Below are 17618 nucleotides of genomic sequence, written 5' to 3'. Positions count from 1 at the left end.
TTGGTCTCACACAATCAGGTTGCCTGAACCCACTTTTGTAAGTGAGGCATAATGAAAAACAATGCAACACAGAACAGACTGGGCAGAATCAGATTCATACTGGCCAGCATCAGCCCGTCCAGAAGCGGTACCGCTGCAAGCAAACCACCAATCAACGCCCGCACATTTCTGGACGCAGAAAAAAGGCAGTGCTTCAACATGAACAACAAATACAAACTCAGTAAACCGGCAAAGAGCCAGAAATAAGGAAAGGCGTACCCCAGCGTGGTCAGGAGCAAAACAGGGAGGAACAGCAGCCCCACTGACCACCATTGCGAGACCCGGTTAGCATGTTCTTCCCGGGCAGCGTAGGTAATCCCGCTGATGTAAAGGCACAGCGCTACTGCCGCCAGCACAATCTCCGGAGTGATCTCCGCCAGCATCATGGCCGCAATCAGATAAACGCCCAGCCGGCAGCCGCCCATCAGGACCGCACTGTGCCGAAAGCGTTTGTGAACCAGGTTATAGAGCAAGATCAGCGCCGCCAGACAGAGCACCATCAACCAGCCCAGCGATGCCTGTTCCGGATACGCGTGCTGATATAAAGTCCCCGCGATTACCACGCCGAGCAGCAGCATCATGGCGCCATTCAGCCAGACCATCGCTGCCGAAACCTTTCCTTCCGGGATTGGACGGGCATTGCCGTGACGTCTGTCCCAGCTGGCGTCAAAAGCATCATTGAGAAACATGCCCGCCAGATACATCAGCGACAGAGAGATCAGACATCCCCCCCACAACAGCACTTGCAGGCCCGGGCTTCCCGCTCGCATCAAGTCAGTGTCGAGGCTGGCCTGTGCCACCAGTGCGGCCGCAAACACGTTACTCCAGACACTGGGCAGATTGGAGGCCCGCCCGAGTGTCAGCCAGGTGTGCATTCGCATCAGCCGACCTCCTGCCAACGCGGCTGATCTTCATCCTGCTTCTCGGCAGGCTGATGAAACTGCTTCAAGGAGCGCAGTGCAAACAATAACCGGCCGGTGTCGATATCATGGACTTCGTCATCAGTCCCGATCGCAGTTAACAGCGTGATACATAACTGGCCGCCCAGATGCTGACGAAATTCTTCCAGTCCCTCAAAAATCAGAGGCTGTCCGTTCTGATCACAGAGATCGAGTGCCGGGTGCCACAACGTAAAACCCAGCTTTTCCAGCAAACCGGTCAGCCGTCTCAGGTCATAACGACTCAGCATTCCGGCCTCGCTGGCATAGTAGGCATCTAAAGCCATCCCTATCGCCACCGCTTCACCGTGCCGGACGTCATACTGCGTGAGTGATTCAAGCTTATGCGCGGCCCAGTGCCCATAATCGAGCGGGCGTATGTTGCCCGTTTCAAAAGGGTCACCGCCCTGAGTAATCTGCTGGATATGAAGTTCGGCACAACGTGCAATTGCATGTTGTGTCACCCGGCTGTCGAAAGCATTCAGGGCCGGTACATGCTGCTCCAGCCACTGGAAAAATCCGGCACTGCGAATCGCGGCCACTTTCACCGCCTCAGCCAGTCCGGCCCGCTTATCCCGCTGCGGCAGCGTATTCAGTAAAGCCAGATCATTCAGCACGGCGAAAGGCGGGCAAAAGGTGCCAATCAGGTTTTTACTGCCATAGGCATTGATACCGTTTTTCACCCCGACCCCAGCGTCATTTTGCGCCAGGACCGTACTGGGCATCCGCAGCAATTTGATCCCGCGATGGAAGGTTGCACAGACATATCCGACGGCATCCAGCAAGGCACCGCCGCCCATCGCGATCACCATATTGTGGCGATCGACTTGATGCCGCTGCAGGTAACGGTAAAGGATATCGAGCTGTTCCGGCTGCTTGATGGCTTCTCCACCCTGAACGACGAAGGGCTCAGCCATCAAGTGGATATATTGCTGATGCTGAGAGAAATACTGTGTAGCCTCATCCAGTACTTCAGGATTTCCATCAATAACCCCCTGATCCACAATCAAAACACAACCCAGTGACAGGACGTCCTCGCCTGAATTCATCCGTGATCGCAACAATATCGTGAGCAAATCTGAATTATTCCGGGCGAATACATGCCGGGTAAAACACACAGGGTATTGATGCTGAACACTAAATGCCGCTTTAATCGTCTGAATCTCCCCCGATGCAGCATCTGATTCAGCATCAGAAACTGACGCTGAGTCAGCCAGCTGTTGCCAGGTCCATTTCAGCATCCATCCCAGCGCCGGCACCACAATACTTCCAGCCACCACCAGCAAAAATGGATCCTGAACGCTGGCATAGGTGCCGACATAGGCATATGCCGTGGCCAGCCCGATATTGGCCAGAGACGTCATGAGCAGGAATTTGCCGAAGGGATACTGAATCATACCGGCAGCGATCACAGAAGTTTCTGCCAGCACAGGAACACCGCGCATCACCACCAGCGTACTGCCGCCTAACTGACCTGCCAGACGACGGGCTTTCTGGCGTTCCCGGTGACTGAGCCAGCGGGCACCCAGCAAGCGGTCTGAGCGAATACCCAGCCAGTAACCAATACAGCAACTCAGGATTAATCCAATACTGATATTCAATGCCCCCCACAACGGACCCAGTGAGGCGACTGCAAACATAGCAACCAGACTGGACGGAATCGGTAAGACGATATCAAACGTCAGTAACACAATGATGAACAGTGAGATCAGCCAGAAACCGGCTGGGGCTTTTTCAGACAGGAAAGTGATGGTAGAGGTAACGAAAGACTGGACATCCTGTTCGAACAGAAGAAATGAAAGAATCATCAGCGCCATCACGCCAACGACGTAAAACAACAGACCCGCGCCTGTGCGATGAAATGTATCCATATTGTTCAACCTTGCCCAACTGAAAATGTGTCTGAGATTCAACGACAACCCGCAGCTTCACGCATGACGGTTCCCTGTCTGCGAATGCAAAGTCAATAAACTTTTCATTCAAATCACAATTGACACTGAACAACGATGAGTATTTCCGTCAGGAATACTTCTACTGTTTTTTGTTGAATATAGTCTTGTCTGCAAGACACAAAGATTTATCTGCTTAACGTGCATCATACAAAGATTCATTGCGTGATTGACATCAATAAATACTATGTAAAAAACAAATGAATCAATTACCAAAATATTGATGACAGATAAATACGGCTTCTCATAATGAAACAACAGCTTATTTCACATGAGAAAGATCCCGCCTGAGCATTTCCATCTGTTATTGATCTCGCATTTTTAATTAAGCTCCTCCTTCACGAACGCCCGATCGAGTAAATTGAATCCGTTTGAATGTTGGGAGAATGGATATGGCGGTCAATTTTGAAGTAAAAATACGGTTCAACCGGGTTTACAAGACGGATGGTACAAAACATGGCTTACGACCTTATCGTGAAGGCGACGGAAGCCCTGAACTGAGAGTTTTTGAAAGCGATCGGGGACGTATTCTCAACTCGGCTGCCGTCAGACGGTTACAGCAAAAAACCCAGGTCTTCCCATTGGAAAGAAACGCTGCGGTCCGAAGCCGTCTGACCCATTCTCTCGAAGTTCAGCAAGTGGGCCGTCACATCACCCAGAAAATTTTTGAAACTTTGAAAAAACGCGAACTCATCAATCAATACGGTCTGAATGAGCTTGAAAGACAAATGGAATCGATTGTCGAAATGTCCTGCCTGATGCACGACATTGGAAATCCGCCATTTGGTCACTTTGGCGAAGCTGCGATCAATGACTGGTTCAGGAAAAATCTTAAAGCTATCGGTCAATCAGCCGGGATTCATTTACCTGATGCATTACAGCTTGATTTACAAAACTTCGAAGGCAACGCGCAAGCGATCCGGCTGGTTCACACTTTACTGGGATTAAACCTGACTTATTCTCAGGTTTCCGGGATCATGAAATACACCCGCCGGGGCGATCAGCCAAAACCCGAAAAAAGCAATGACCTGAGCTATTTAAAGAAAAAAGTCGGATATTACTTAAGCGAACATCAGTTTATTGAAGACTTAAAAACTTCGCTTCGTATTACAGACGGTTGCCGTTCACCTTTTGCTTACATCATGGAAGCAGCAGATGATATTTCTTACGGACTCGCAGATCTCGAAGATGCCGTCGAAAAAGGAATTCTGGATATTCAAAAACTCAGTCAGTTACTAGTCGAAGAATATCAAACCATCGCCCGGGATTTTGACATTGATGGTCAGGGTCTGAAAGAAATGGAAACCATCGTCGGCATTGCTCAAAACAGCGCAAGACGAGCCAGCATTTGCGGTGACAGCCAGTTTTTCATTTTCATGCGGGTTGAACTGAGCAAACGCCTGCCAGAACATGCCGCGAATAATTTTATCGATCATATTGAGGCCGTCTTTGATGGCCACTACAACGCACATCTCATCGAAGATCGTTCAACAAATCATGCTTTAGTTAAAACCTTAAAAAATATCGCCGTCAAACATGCTTTTGGCACCAAAGAAGTCGAATCCCGGGAATTGCAGGGCTATAAAATCCTCTCCGGTCTGCTGGACACATATCATGAACTACTGACACTCAGTGCCGGACAATTTCAGCAACTGGTCGAGGGCGCAGATAAACCCGATGTAACCGCTTACCAGCACCACCTCTACAAGAAATTACCCAATAAACATATCCGCGCCTATCAGGCTGCTCTAAGGCAAGAGAACCTGGGAAATCTCCCCCTGGCATGTGACCCTCAATGCTGGGAACTGTATTTCCGCATTCGGTTAATTCAGGACTATATCAGCGGCATGACGGATCAGTTTGCCTTTGATGAATACCGAATGTTGCACGTCATCGACGAATTATAATGCTCTGTTGCCACAATAGCCCGGTGAAACATCGGGCTACTTTCTTTCATTACTTATATACGCTTTTGTTTATTTGTGAACTGACCTCTGAATTTCATATTCAACCCAATGCATTTTGATATCTGATTGGTATAACGCCATTTCCTGTTCCATCAAAATCAAAGGGTTATCTAATGAAATACATTCACTCCGGTTTTCAGCGCTCTGCACTGACGCTGTTGATTGCTGCGGGTCTGTACTCGAATACCGCGGCGGCTGCACCGTTTTGTGAAATCGATGCACTTTCTACTTCACCTTCCCCTGTCACTGAGATCGAGAAAGCTGATATCGATTGCCGAAACGCCTGGTTTTCTGCACCGGCAGAAACGCTGAATTCGCTTTTCAGCGAAAACAGCATTCACCAAATCCAGCAACAACTGATGCTGCACATCAACCAATACCAGGGGGAAAAGCAGCAGGCCGTTGTCATTGAAAATCTGGGTGAATTCGTTCGTGCGGCCTACTACGTCCGCTACGCACACAAAGCGCAGTATGGTGATTTTTCCGATGCGCTTGATGTCGCTCTGGCAAATACCATCAATGCATTTCTCACCTCCCCCGGCGCCACGCAAAGCGGCCGCGAGCAGGTCGCTGCACTGAAAAGTATGACCATCATGGTCGATAATATCCGTCAGTTACCGCTGACCATGGCCAGTCAGTTACAGCTGCTCAATCACTTCAACGCAGAAACCGCGAAGGATCTGCAATTTGTCGATGCGCTCAACAACCTGTTCCGCGCCATGAGCGGTCATATCAGCCTCGACCCGTTTTATGACGATCTGGCAAAGCACCCTGAATATCTGGAACAACTGCACCAGTTTATTCTGGATAACGAATGGGCGCTGGGCACCGATGCCGATTTCATCGTGAGCAACACGGCACGTGAAATGGGACGGTTACTGGTGACACCGCACGAATCGACCCGCAAACAAGTACTTTCCATTCTGGAGTCCCTGCTGGAACGCTATCCGTTAGGCGGCAAGAGCGACAAAATGTGGGTCGGGATTGCAGAAATGATCAATTATTTTGCGCCCGATAAAGCAGAAGCACTGGGACTGAAAAATGCCAAAGCTCAGCTCGAAGCACGTGTCATGCCATTCCGTTATGAGTGTAACGGCCCGGCGATTGTCCGCGCTCAGAAGATGACTCAGGCGCAGGCGGCTGACGTGTGTGACGTGCTTTCCGGCAAAGAAGCTGATTTTCATCAGGTAGTTAACAGCGGTGACCAGCCCGTTGCGGATGATCTCAACAACCGCGTTGAAGTGGTGGTTTTCGATAACAATGCCGACTATGTCAGTTTCTCTAACTTCCTGTTCGGTAATAGCACCAATAATGGCGGTCAGTATCTGGAAGGAAATCCGGCAAACCCGGATAATCAGGCGCGCTTCGTGGCCTATCGCAATGAATATGCAGAAGGCTACAGTATTTTGAATCTGGAGCACGAATACGTGCATTATCTGGATGGCCGCTTCAATCTGTACGGCGATTTTAACGACGTACTGAGTCCGGGACACACCGTCTGGTGGCTGGAAGGTTTTGCCGAGTATATGCATTATAAACAAGGCTATACCGCAGCGGTTGAACTGGCCCGCGAGCAGACCTACACCCTGTCTGAAGTGCTGGCAACCACCTATGATCATGATCTGAACCGCATTTATCGCTGGGGTTATCTGGCCGTACGGTTTCTGATGGAGAACCACCCGGATGAAGTGAATACCCTCTTGTCCTATGGACGGCAAGGTCAGTATTCACAATGGACAGACACAGCGAAAAGACTGGGAAGTGCTTATTCAGCAGAATTCCGGGACTGGCTGCTGACCGTTGAATCCACCGGGAATGAGCCGGGCGAGCCGACGCCAGACCCTCAGCCGGAACCTCAGCCAAATCCGGATGAAGTCACATCACTGACCTTCGATCAACCGATGACACTGGCTGGCGAAGCCTACAGCGAACACTTGTACTATGTCGACATTCCGGCTAATACCCGTGAATTCTCACTGTCAATCACAGGCGATGGCGATGCCGACCTCTACGCCAGTTATGGCCGAATCGCCCATTACTATGATTTCGACTTCACCGATTTTCAACGTGGCAGCAACGAAACACTGGCGTTTACGCCGGAAGCCAACGGCTACATCAAACCCGGACGCTATTACCTGAGTGTGACGGGTCGTGAAGCATTCCGTTCTGTCACGCTGAAGGCTGCAGCAGACATTGCGGCACTGGATCAGGGCGATGATCATCACGATTCCAAACCTGCGGATGATTTAACGCCCATCGTTCTTGAAGCGGACAAACCACAGGCTGTCCGTGTTTCCGAACAGCGCTATCTGGCATTTTATGTGCCACAAGCCGGCCAGACACTGCGGGTCTGGGTCAACCCGACTCAGGAAGCAACCGGCACAGATGCATCCAACAGCAATGTGAGCTTATACGCGGCCAGCGCTCACTGGCCTACCGCAGAGAAGTACGACGTTGCATCAACTTACACCGGAAACCGTGAATTCATTGAAATCACCGCAGAACAGGCAGGTTATGTCCATCTGATGCTGAGCAATGAAGGCGAAACGGCGAATGTTGAGGTTTATGCAAGTGCGGCAAGCGCGTTCTGACACCCTGAACTAAAACCGTAAAATCTTCGTGCTTTCACCTTGGCGCCGCACGGTCACTCCCCTGACCTGCGGCGCCTTTTTCATTCTTCCATTAAACGCTGCCAGCAGTTTCAATGACCAGAACCCGCGCCTCCCCTAGCGGGTGTGCAACGTGCTCGGTACCCACAGAGGCATAGAAAATGTCACCCACGTTCAGCAAAACCGACTGCTCTGCCCCGTGTTCCCGGTAATACATCTCGACCTGTCCATCGAGCACGACGAACACTTCTTCACCGTCATTGACGTGCCATTTGTAGGGCTGATCCGTCCAATGCAACCGGGTTGTTATCCCATTCATATTGGCGATGTCCATCGCTCCCCATGCCCTGTCGGCCTGAAATTCATTGCTGCGGATTATCTTCATTTGGCTTCACTTCCCTGATGAACAACTGATTGATCAGCTTGATGAACAATACGTTCAGATTCACGGCCTGATGCAAATGCCTCAAGCACATCTTCAGCAAACCGGTAATATTCTTTTTCCTGAATCAGCGACGCACCAATGGCCCGGTAAAACTGCCCAGCAGATGGATTCGTAGTTTCTGCGGTCCAGTCCAGCCGACGACATCCTTTCTCCAGTGCCTCCCGGGCTAAATACCGCATCAGCGCCTGCCCTACTTTCTGGCCTCTGGCACTGGCCGACACAAAAAGATCTTTCATAAACATCTGGCCCGAAAGCTTTGGGGCCGGATAGAAAATGGAGTAAGTGGCAAAACCGACCACGTTTCCCTGCATATATGCCGCAATCACCCTGACACCAGAATGCGGTGCAAACAGGGAGCCTGACAGATAAGCTTCAATGTCATTGCGGGATGCCGCTGCATCACCAAAATAATACGTCTCCAGTTCCTGAAAAATTGGCAGTAATTCAGGGGCCTGCTCACATGTCACTGCTTGAATCTTCACGCGTGATCTCCCTGACGCTCCGGCTGACACACCATGTTGAACTCCGTTTCAGACTCGCTGATACAACGAAAACCAAGTTTTTCATACAATCGCTTCGCCGGATTGCCTTTCAGGACACTGAGCGCCACAGACTCATGATTTGCAAAGGCCCGCGTGATCAAATCACCAATCAGCTTTTTGCCGATACTGAGATTCTGAAATTGAGGATGAATCTGAATCTGGCTCAGATACCACTGTCGTTGCTCCGGCTGATGAAACGCCTTAAACAACCCGGCATCCTGACCATTCACTTCAATGATCTGAGCCGCATCGAATTGATATTGAATACGACTGAGAAAAGACGCTTGATCCGTCGGTTCTCCCGCTTTCTCAAGGTACCGTGTCATCGTCAGTTCACGCAGTAATAGCAAGAACGGCATATCCTGCTCACCCGCTTTTCTTAATCCGATCTGATGATCTTCCCTGATATCCATCATTTACCTGTCCTTCTGCCTGTCCTTTCGATAGCTATCGCAACCGGAATCATATCAGAAGCTTACGTTCAGAGATGCATACAAAAACCTGAAATTCAGTTGTTCAGTTTTTTAGAATGACATGAGCAACAAATCGCTATAGATAGTGACTCAGATCACGATTAATATCTCTACATGCTTTTCGAGAACAAAAAATTTTCCCTGAAGGAGTTAGAATCATGAAAACATTCATCGCTGCACTACTAGCTGGTACGTTCACATTTTCCGCTTCAGCCTTTGCAGATTTAACGAACACCTTATCTGTTGAAGTCACACCAATGCGAGGTGGTGCCTGGGTTTTCGTTGAGAAAAATGGTGTCCCACAGGCTAATGTTGATGTGACAGTTCCAAGTCAGAAATCAGCCTACAAAACAAAAGCTGACGGTCGTGTATTCGTCTACGCGCATCGCGAACACGCGCACACTTTAGCCATCAACATTTCTGAACAAGGTGGAAAACCATTCACTGTACGCCGCCTGATCCCTTCCAGCCGGTAAAATACAAAAGTGACAAGAGGCGCCATCACTGGCGCCTGATTTGTATCCCTCGCGAAATTCTTGTGTTCTTCCATACTTAATGACAAACCGTTACATGGAAGAAGCTCATGAGTAATGCATTGAAAGACGTGGAACAACCTTGTGACGCCATAGATGCCTGCGGCGCCATTCAGCTTGTTCTGACCCCCAAAGATAAAGATTTGGGCGGATTTTCAGTCCGTCGCCTGCTGCCAACCGCCAGACAAAAAATGGTCGGCCCCTGGATCTTCTTCGATCATATGGGCCCGGCACACTTCCCTGCGGGCGAAGGCATTAACGTGCGCCCTCACCCACACATTGGCATCGCCACCGTTACTTATCTGTTTGAAGGCGAAATACTCCATCGGGACTCTCTGGGCAACCTACAACCCATCAAACCCGGCGATATCAACCTCATGGTGTGCGGTCGAGGCATTGTGCATTCCGAGCGGGAACGGTATGAAGTCACCTCGGTCGACCATAACCAGCATGGTCTCCAGCTCTGGCTGGCACTGCCCGTTGAAGCCGAAGAATGTGAACCTGCGTTTTATCATTACCCAGACGACAACATTCCTGCCCTGAACGTTCACGGCGTCCCGGTTCGAGTCATGATGGGGACGGCATTCGGCGTCACTTCCCCGGTCAAAACCTTTGCAGAAACCCTGTATGTTGAGGCAGCACTCGAGCCCGGCCAGCGCCTGACGCTCCCCATGGCCGATGAACGTGCCGTCTATGTTGCACAAGGCCACTTAAAAGCCAAAGACACCGATTTACCCGAACACTGCATGGCCATCCTTTCACCTCAGGAAGGCGTTGAAATCGAGGCAACCGAACCCTCCCGGATCGCCATCATCGGCGGTGAAAATATCGGCCCGCGATTCATCGAATGGAACTTCGTCTCCAGCCGGAAAGAACACATTGAACAGGCCAAAGTAGACTGGCGTCATCAACGTTTTCCCCTGGTGCCCGGTGATGAAACGGAGCTTATTCCGTTACCGGAGTGAATAGAGCACCGATTTCATACAAGGTAAGGCAGTGAAATTTTTCTGCCTTACTCTAATTTTATTTTTCCTTTTAGAGTAAGGCGTCACTGAATTCAGTAAAAATGTACTGCGTGTTTTACATTTAAAAGTGGAATCGATCATAACTCAGCGCCATGACTTTTCGTTTAGGAACTTACATCTCAAACTTTTTGATATATTCATCCGCATTCGGCTCTTCCATCACCCTCAAAGATTATTCAAATTGTAAACATTTCCAAAAACAGCAACGCATCAAAGTCCATATGCACTTTATTTAACAGAGAACACAGCTATTTAAATCGGCGATTGATACGGGCCAGACCTCAACATAAAAAACTAAGCGGAGAATCAGAAATGACGAGATTTAATTTCAGAACCAAAATAAACATTACACGCCCAAACGACGAAACCACTTCATCAGAAATTAAATCAACAGCATTTGAAAGTGATCGTGGTCGTATTATCAACTCAGCTGCCATTCGTCGCTTGCAACAGAAAACTCAAGTATTTCCATTAGAACGAAATGCAGCGGTCCGGAGTCGGTTGACGCATTCACTGGAAGTACAACAAGTCGGGCGATTCATTGCTAGGCAGGTCAGTTATTGGTTAGACCGTGAGGAAACTGTTGAAAAAGATGAACTTCAATCGCTATTACCTGTAATGGAATCCGTGGTTGAAATGGCTTGTCTGATGCACGACATTGGTAATCCTCCGTTTGGTCATTTTGGTGAAAAAGCCATAGCTGACTGGTTCAGTTCAAATGTAGAACTGATTTTTAAAGCCCAGGACAAAGCCCCGGCTGAGCTAACAGCCGTGCTTCAACGCGACATTTCTAACTTTGAAGGCAATGCTCAGGCCATAAGACTGATTCACTCTCTGTTAAAGTTGAATCTCACTTATACACAAACGGCAGCAATTCTTAAATATACCCGCCCGGCTTACGAAGAGTATGATTCTCAGCATTCTGAGCATAATATGTTGAAAAAGAAACCAGGCTATTACTTATCTGAACAGCCGTTTATCGAAGAAATGCAAAAAATACTTGAGATGGATCCCGGCTGTCGACATCCTCTGTGTTATATCATGGAAGCCGCAGATGATATTTCTTATTGCCTCGCTGACATCGAAGATGCGGTAGAAAAGAAAATATTAACTGTCCCCGATTTAACCAAGCTCATCACGGAATCTTATCTAAGCTTAGGGAAAGACCCTGCAGCCGAAGAGCATTTCTATTTTCGAAAAAGAATTAGTCTGACCGATATCCTTAATAAAGCTTTTCAAAAATACGCAGATGAAGACATCGATAAAAATAATCAGTTCTTTATTGAATTGCGGGTGTATCTTCATCACATTCTTGTCAACTATGCGGCCAGACAATTTAATGAAAATTTAGAATCCATATTCCATGGTACCTACAACAGCAGCCTGCTCAATGAAGGCAGTTCAGCTCATTGTCTTTCTGAAGCTTTCAAAACCGTTGCTTTTAAAGAAGTTTTCAGCCATCCGGAAGTTGAAATGCAGGAACTCAGGGGACATCGCATTATTCAGGGATTGTTGGACATTTACAAACCTTTGCTGATCTTAAGTGAAGATGAATTTTCAAATTTGCTGAGCAGAAATAAAAAAATGATGAGAAAACTGCCACTTGAGACCCGTTTACTCAATAAACTGCCTGGAAAACACATACGCGCATACCTTGCAGCCATTGAAGATGCAAAAAATGACAGTCCGACCCTATATTTGAGCGCTTGGGAAAAATATTATCGATGCAGATTGTTGCAAGACTATATCAGTGGCATGACAGATCAATTTGCCTACGACGAATATAAGCGTCTGACGGTCAAGGATTAAATGAAACATCAAGCATAACGGGACTGGAACTTAATTTTCAGATAAATTTCAATCCCGTTTCTTACTGCCGCGACACCTGACTCTTAAGCGTGCACCACTCGCCCAAGTTGCACTAAAAATGAACGTCACTCAGGTTTTCTCTGCACCTTCATGAAAGAACGACCGCATAACACATTGTTTTTCAATCAATAAATTTAAAATCTAACCACACCTTACATCTGGCCTGCCCCTTGCTTCTGTGAAAACAAACAACACAATAAGGAGCAACCTCATGGTCCAAAAAGCAGTGACACTGAAATGGGCGGCCCTCGCAGCCACAATGATGTTTTCATTCAACGCCTTAGCCGCCGAGACGATTAAAGTCGGCATTCTCCACTCCCTCTCCGGCACCATGGCTATCAGCGAAACCACCTTAAAAGACACCATGCTGATGCTGATCGACGATCAAAACAAGAAAGGGGGCATCCTGGGTAAAAAGCTGGAGCCTGTTGTCGTCGATCCAGCGTCGAACTGGCCGTTATTTGCAGAAAAAGCAAGAGAACTGATTGAAAAAGACAAGGTGGATGTCGTGTTTGGCTGCTGGACGTCAGTTTCCCGTAAATCTGTCCTGCCCGTATTTGAAGAACTCGACAGCCTGCTGTTTTACCCGGTGCAGTACGAAGGGGAAGAGTCGTCGAAAAATGTGTTTTATACCGGTGCTGCCCCGAACCAACAGGCAATTCCTGCCGTCGATTATCTGATGAATGACATGGGCGTCAAACGCTGGGTGCTGGCAGGGACCGATTACGTCTACCCGCGCACAACCAATAAAATTCTGACCGCTTATCTCAAAAGCAAAGGGGTCGCCGATATTGACATCATGGTTAACTACACCCCGTTCGGCTATTCCGACTGGCAGTCCATTGTCTCTGACATCAAGAAATTCGGCGGGGCTGGAAAGAAAACCGCGGTCGTTTCAACGATCAACGGTGATGCGAACGTGCCGTTTTATAAAGAGCTGGCGGCTCAGGGCGTGAAAGCTTCAGAGATTCCTGTCGTCGCTTTCTCCGTCGGTGAAGAAGAACTGTCCGGGATGGATACTTCAGCGCTGGTCGGTCACCTGGCCGCCTGGAATTACTTCATGAGCGTCGACACCGAGCAGAATCATCACTTCGTTGAACAGTGGCACAAATTCATCAAAGATGACAAACGCGTCACAAACGATCCGATGGAAGCCCATTATCTGGGATTCAACATGTGGGTCAAAGCCGTCGAAAAAGCAGGTACTACAGATGCTGATGCCGTTCAGGATGCCATCATCGGGGTGACGGTCCCCAACCTGACCGGCGGCTACGCGACCATGATGCCAAACCACCACATCACCAAACCTGTCCTGATTGGCGAAATTCAGGATGACGGCCAGTTTGTGACCGTGTGGGAAACCAAAGACGTGGTCGCCGGAGACGCCTGGTCAGATTTTCTGCCGGGATCCAAAGATCTGTTCGCCAGTTGGGAAAAACCGATGTCGTGCGGCAGCTTCAATGTCGTGACGGGTAAATGTGCAGGCAGCAAAGAATAAACTGGCCTGATATCCCCTGCTGGTTCTGATCTCAGGACCAGCAGTAACTTTTCCCTCCTACGGACGACAATGATGATCAGACAGCAACAGCACAGGCGACAACTGACTCTGCGGACATGCTTTCAGAAATGTTTCACCCTGTTGTGCCTGCTCTGCCTGTTCGCCTCAGCACACGCCAGTGAGGTGAACAGCTTTGAGGATGTTGAACGCAGTTTTGCGCAGCGTAACTTTGCGCAGAAAGCGACAGCCATTGAATGGCTGATATCCGCACATCACCCGCAAACCAAACCGATTCTGCAAGGACTGCTGGACCGGGAGCTCGCCTATCAGAAAGGGACAGGCACTTTAGTGTTACTTCAGGGTGACGCCATTCTGACCTTCAACACTGAAGGAGCCGTGCCTCCGCACTCAGCACACAAACAGGATTACAAAAAAGTCACGATCAACAACAGCCTGCGAACCCTGATTCAAAGACGGCTGTCGACGCTGGACATCAGCGCAGCGGATCCATCTGTCCGCCTGAAGGCAGTGAAAGCACTGACAGGAAAAACGGAGCCTGATCTGATTGCAGCCCTGCAGCATCAGCTTGAGACAGAAACGGACCCGGCAAATCACAGTGCCTTAGAGACGGCCATTGCTATCGGTGAGTTTCATCAGCATATTCAGACGCCGGTGACTGCCGAAAACAAATCACAGATTCTGACGCTGATCCAAGTCCTGAACGATGCGGGACATCCGGCGGCTCAGCTCATTTTACAGCAGGCCATGCCGACAACAGATGATCCCGACATCCGTCAGCAAATCAGGCAGGCACTAAGCGACTATGAGCAGCGCCAGCGATTGTACAGCAGCATCGAAACCCTGTATTTCGGGCTGAGTCTGGGATCAGTCCTGGTGCTGGCCGGGATCGGGCTGGCAATCACCTTTGGCGTCATGGGCGTGATCAATATGGCGCACGGCGAGCTGATCATGCTGGGGGCTTATACTACCTATGTGATGCAGCAGCTGATGCCATCGCAACCCGGTACTGCACTCCTGCTGGCGATTCCGGCTGCTTTCATGGTCTCCGGACTGGTCGGCGTCGCGATTGAACGGAGTGTGATCCGTTTTCTGTACGGCCGGCCGCTGGAAACCCTGCTCGCAACATTCGGGATCAGCCTGATCTTACAGCAAGCGGTCCGCAGTATTTTTTCACCGCTGAACCGTTCTGTCGCAACGCCTGATTTCATGCAAGGCATGCTGGAAATCACGCCCATGCTCAGCCTGACCTGGAACCGCCTGATCATCATCGGGTTCAGCCTTCTGATTTTTACCATCCTCCTGCTTGTGCTGAAAAAAACTGCGCTGGGTTTGCAGGTCCGGGCCGTTTCGCAAAACCGCGCCATGGCACGGGCAGTGGGCGTTCGCTCTGAACGGGTCGACGCCATGACCTTCGGCTTAGGCGCCGGTATCGCAGGTATTGCCGGCGTCGCGCTGTCTCAGCTCACCAACGTGGGACCGAACATGGGCCAGAGCTACATCATTGATTCCTTCATGGTGGTGGTCTTTGGCGGCGTGGGGAACCTTTGGGGCACCCTGGTGGCCGGGCTGAGCCTTGGGATCTTCAACAAAGTCCTTGAGCCCTGGGCCGGTGCCGTACTGGCCAAAATCCTGGTGCTGATTTTCATCATTCTCTTCATCCAGAAACGTCCGCGCGGCCTCTTTCCGCAACGGGGACGCGCTGTCGAGAGTTAACAAAAGGATTCATAATGCTGACTTCAATTCTCCGGCAGGATCGTGGCGGGCAGGTGCTTCTGAGCATTTTGCTGGCTGCCGCCATGGTCGTGCCTGTCCTCAATCTGCTGGTGCCTCAGGGGCATCCGCTTCATCTGGAAACCTACACGGTTTCCCTGCTCGGGAAATATCTTTGCTATGCGCTGCTCGCGCTGGCGGTCGATCTCATCTGGGGTTATCTGGGGATCCTCAGCCTGGGACACGGTGCTTTCTTTGCACTGGGCGGCTACGCCATGGGCATGTACCTGATGCGTCAGATTGGCGATCGCGGTGTGTATGGCAACCCAGAGTTGCCTGATTTCATGGTCTTTCTCAACTGGCATGAACTGCCCTGGTTCTGGCACGGATTCGATCATTTCGGCTTCACCTGTCTGATGATTGTTCTGGTACCCGGCCTGCTGGCCTATGTTTTCGGCTGGCTGGCGTTTCGCTCGCGGGTCTCAGGGGTTTATCTGTCGATCATGACACAGGCCCTAACGTTTGCTCTGATGCTGGCCTTCTTCCGCAATGAAATGGGCTTTGGCGGCAACAATGGCCTGACGGACTTCAAAGACTTACTCGGCTTTGATTTACAGGCCGACGCAACCCGGATGGCGCTGTTTGTTGCGTCCGTGCTCACATTGAGCCTGAGTTATCTGCTCTGTCGCGCTATCATCACCAGCCGACTTGGCAGCCTGATCATCGCCGTGCGGGACGCTGAATCCCGGGCCCGTTTTCTGGGCTACCCGGTCGAACATGCCAAACTGGCGGTGTTTGTGATCTCGGCCGCGCTGGCCGGCATTGCCGGAGCACTGTATGTCCCGCAGGCGGGCATTATCAATCCGGGCGAATTTGCACCGCTGAATTCAATCGAAATCATCGTCTGGGTTGCCGTGGGCGGACGCGCCACACTGTATGGTACCGTTGCGGGGGCACTGCTGATCAACTATGCCAAAAGCTGGTTCACGGTCGAGTTCCCTGAGGTCTGGCTGTTTGCCCTTGGCAGCCTGTTTGTACTCGCCACCATTTTCCTGCCCAAAGGGCTGGCCGGTCTGCTGCAACGCCGGGAGGTTTCTGCATGACAATGTCCACCATCCCTGCCACCGAGACCTCCCGTCTGGACAGGCTGCTGGCACACAATCCGCTTCAGCCTTTCCTCCGTCGGGATGAAGTGTTCGGCTTTCTGAAGCCGCAACAGCATCCGGCCATTCAGACCCGCCACAATATGCTGTTGTACGTCGAAGGCGTCTCAGTCACCTTTGACGGTTTCAAAGCAATTGACGATCTCAACCTGTACATCAAAGAAGGTGAACTGCGCTGCATCATCGGCCCAAACGGGGCCGGTAAAACCACCATGATGGACATCATCACAGGGAAAACCCGCCCTGACACCGGACAAGTCTGGCTGGGTTCCAATCTCAACCTGCTCAACATGGATGAAGCGGCCATCGCTTCGGCTGGTGTCGGACGCAAATTTCAGAAACCGACAGTCTTCGAGTGCCTGTCTGTCCGGACCAATCTGGAACTGGCGATGGCTGGCCCCCGAAGCGTCTGGCAAACCTTCAGAGCGCGTCTGTCCGGTGAGCAGAGTGACCGGATTGAACAGGTGATGGCACTGACAGGTCTGGCGGATCACCACCAGCAAATCTCCGGCAACCTTTCTCACGGTCAGAAGCAATGGCTGGAAATTGGCATGCTGCTGATGCAGCAACCCAGACTGCTGCTGATTGATGAACCCGTGGCGGGCATGACGCATCAGGAAATGGACCGCACGGCAGAACTACTGACAGCGCTGGCAGGTCAGCACGCTGTGATCGTCGTAGAACATGACATGGACTTCGTTCGTTCCATCGCCAGCACAGTCACCGTTCTGCATCAGGGGCATGTCCTGGCAGAGGGCAACATGACCGAGATTCAGAACAACAACAAGGTCCGTGAAGTGTATTTGGGCCAGTGACCGGACGAATCAAAAGGAATCA

At 50.3% G+C, this 17618-nt stretch carries 14 protein-coding genes; 9 read left to right on the top strand and 5 right to left on the bottom strand.

Annotated features, from left to right (window positions below; translation table 11 throughout):
- Nucleotides 1-14: 14 nt before the first annotated feature.
- Nucleotides 15-920 carry a UbiA family prenyltransferase gene (locus L4174_RS17595; protein ID WP_248142611.1) on the bottom strand — a complete coding sequence of 302 codons (906 nt, stop codon included), beginning with the start codon at nt 918-920 and terminating at the stop codon, nt 15-17.
- Nucleotides 920-2848: a 3-dehydroquinate synthase gene (locus L4174_RS17590; protein WP_248142612.1), complete on the bottom strand. Its 1929-nt coding sequence runs from the start codon at nt 2846-2848 to the stop codon at nt 920-922. The genes L4174_RS17595 and L4174_RS17590 overlap by 1 nt, the downstream gene beginning before the upstream one ends.
- A gap of 470 nt (nt 2849-3318) precedes the next feature.
- Here L4174_RS17590 and dgt (L4174_RS17585) point away from each other — a divergent pair, with 470 nt between their 5' ends.
- Both dgt (L4174_RS17585) and L4174_RS17580 read left to right on the top strand, forming a co-directional pair.
- The gene (gene dgt, locus L4174_RS17585) at nt 3319-4833 is read left to right on the top strand and encodes a dGTPase (protein ID WP_248142613.1); all 1515 of its coding nucleotides are present in this window, start codon (nt 3319-3321) and stop codon (nt 4831-4833) included.
- 173 nt (nt 4834-5006) lie between these two features.
- Entirely contained in the window at nt 5007-7484 is a 2478-nt protein-coding gene (locus tag L4174_RS17580) for a M9 family metallopeptidase (protein ID WP_248142614.1), read from the top strand.
- Nucleotides 7485-7575: 91 nt separating this feature from the next.
- On the opposite strand, the gene L4174_RS17575 is transcribed toward L4174_RS17580, so the two are convergent.
- Genes L4174_RS17575 through L4174_RS17565 form a run of 3 tightly spaced genes read right to left on the bottom strand, consistent with a single transcriptional unit; the run spans nt 7576 to nt 8905 of the window.
- Nucleotides 7576-7887 carry a cupin domain-containing protein gene (locus L4174_RS17575; protein WP_248142615.1) on the bottom strand — a complete coding sequence of 104 codons (312 nt, stop codon included), beginning with the start codon at nt 7885-7887 and terminating at the stop codon, nt 7576-7578.
- Nucleotides 7884-8429: a GNAT family N-acetyltransferase gene (locus L4174_RS17570; protein WP_248142616.1), complete on the bottom strand. Its 546-nt coding sequence runs from the start codon at nt 8427-8429 to the stop codon at nt 7884-7886. Before L4174_RS17570 ends, L4174_RS17575 begins: the two co-directional genes overlap by 4 nt.
- Nucleotides 8426-8905, bottom strand: coding sequence for an N-acetyltransferase (locus tag L4174_RS17565; protein WP_248142617.1), 480 nt, complete (start codon nt 8903-8905; stop codon nt 8426-8428). The genes L4174_RS17570 and L4174_RS17565 overlap by 4 nt, the downstream gene beginning before the upstream one ends.
- Nucleotides 8906-9120: 215 nt before the next feature.
- Between L4174_RS17565 and L4174_RS17560 the strand changes: the two genes are divergently transcribed.
- The 7 genes from L4174_RS17560 (at nt 9121) to urtD (ending at nt 17596) form a co-directional block, all read left to right on the top strand.
- Entirely contained in the window at nt 9121-9438 is a 318-nt protein-coding gene (locus tag L4174_RS17560; protein WP_248142618.1) for a hypothetical protein, read from the top strand.
- A 107-nt stretch (nt 9439-9545) separates the two neighbouring features.
- The gene (locus tag L4174_RS17555) at nt 9546-10460 is read left to right on the top strand and encodes a pirin family protein (RefSeq protein ID WP_248142619.1); all 915 of its coding nucleotides are present in this window, start codon (nt 9546-9548) and stop codon (nt 10458-10460) included.
- A gap of 372 nt (nt 10461-10832) precedes the next feature.
- The gene (dgt, locus tag L4174_RS17550) at nt 10833-12329 is read left to right on the top strand and encodes a dGTPase (RefSeq protein ID WP_248142620.1); all 1497 of its coding nucleotides are present in this window, start codon (nt 10833-10835) and stop codon (nt 12327-12329) included.
- A 271-nt stretch (nt 12330-12600) separates the two neighbouring features.
- Complete coding sequence (gene urtA / locus L4174_RS17545) at nt 12601-13887, top strand: urea ABC transporter substrate-binding protein (RefSeq protein WP_371929423.1); 1287 nt, start codon at nt 12601-12603, stop codon at nt 13885-13887.
- Nucleotides 13888-13959: 72 nt separating this feature from the next.
- A complete protein-coding gene (gene urtB / locus L4174_RS17540) occupies nt 13960-15621 on the top strand; it encodes an urea ABC transporter permease subunit UrtB (RefSeq protein ID WP_371929439.1) in 1662 nt (553 codons plus the stop codon).
- A gap of 83 nt (nt 15622-15704) precedes the next feature.
- Entirely contained in the window at nt 15705-16721 is a 1017-nt protein-coding gene (gene urtC / locus L4174_RS17535) for an urea ABC transporter permease subunit UrtC (protein ID WP_371929438.1), read from the top strand.
- Between the two features lie 2 nt (nt 16722-16723).
- Complete coding sequence (urtD, locus tag L4174_RS17530) at nt 16724-17596, top strand: urea ABC transporter ATP-binding protein UrtD (protein WP_248143341.1); 873 nt, start codon at nt 16724-16726, stop codon at nt 17594-17596.
- The last annotated feature ends 22 nt before the right edge of the window (nt 17597-17618 follow it).

The sequence above is a fragment of the Photobacterium sp. CCB-ST2H9 genome (assembly GCF_023151555.2).
In the GTDB taxonomy this organism is placed as follows: domain Bacteria; phylum Pseudomonadota; class Gammaproteobacteria; order Enterobacterales; family Vibrionaceae; genus Photobacterium.
This window is presented reverse-complemented; position numbering and strand designations above follow the sequence as displayed.

Bases quoted from the DNA above. Each gene is read 5' to 3' on its own strand.
- L4174_RS17595 (WP_248142611.1), bottom strand. From the start codon at position 920: ATGCGAATGCACACCTGGCTGACACTCGGGCGGGCCTCCAATCTGCCC.
- L4174_RS17590 (WP_248142612.1), bottom strand. From the start codon at position 2,848: ATGGATACATTTCATCGCACAGGCGCGGGTCTGTTGTTTTACGTCGTT.
- dgt (WP_248142613.1), top strand. From the start codon at position 3,319: ATGGCGGTCAATTTTGAAGTAAAAATACGGTTCAACCGGGTTTACAAG.
- L4174_RS17580 (WP_248142614.1), top strand. From the start codon at position 5,007: ATGAAATACATTCACTCCGGTTTTCAGCGCTCTGCACTGACGCTGTTG.
- L4174_RS17575 (WP_248142615.1), bottom strand. From the start codon at position 7,887: ATGAAGATAATCCGCAGCAATGAATTTCAGGCCGACAGGGCATGGGGA.
- L4174_RS17565 (WP_248142617.1), bottom strand. From the start codon at position 8,905: ATGATGGATATCAGGGAAGATCATCAGATCGGATTAAGAAAAGCGGGT.
- L4174_RS17560 (WP_248142618.1), top strand. From the start codon at position 9,121: ATGAAAACATTCATCGCTGCACTACTAGCTGGTACGTTCACATTTTCC.
- L4174_RS17555 (WP_248142619.1), top strand. From the start codon at position 9,546: ATGAGTAATGCATTGAAAGACGTGGAACAACCTTGTGACGCCATAGAT.
- dgt (WP_248142620.1), top strand. From the start codon at position 10,833: ATGACGAGATTTAATTTCAGAACCAAAATAAACATTACACGCCCAAAC.
- urtA (WP_371929423.1), top strand. From the start codon at position 12,601: ATGGTCCAAAAAGCAGTGACACTGAAATGGGCGGCCCTCGCAGCCACA.
- urtB (WP_371929439.1), top strand. From the start codon at position 13,960: ATGATCAGACAGCAACAGCACAGGCGACAACTGACTCTGCGGACATGC.
- urtC (WP_371929438.1), top strand. From the start codon at position 15,705: ATGGTCGTGCCTGTCCTCAATCTGCTGGTGCCTCAGGGGCATCCGCTT.
- urtD (WP_248143341.1), top strand. From the start codon at position 16,724: ATGTCCACCATCCCTGCCACCGAGACCTCCCGTCTGGACAGGCTGCTG.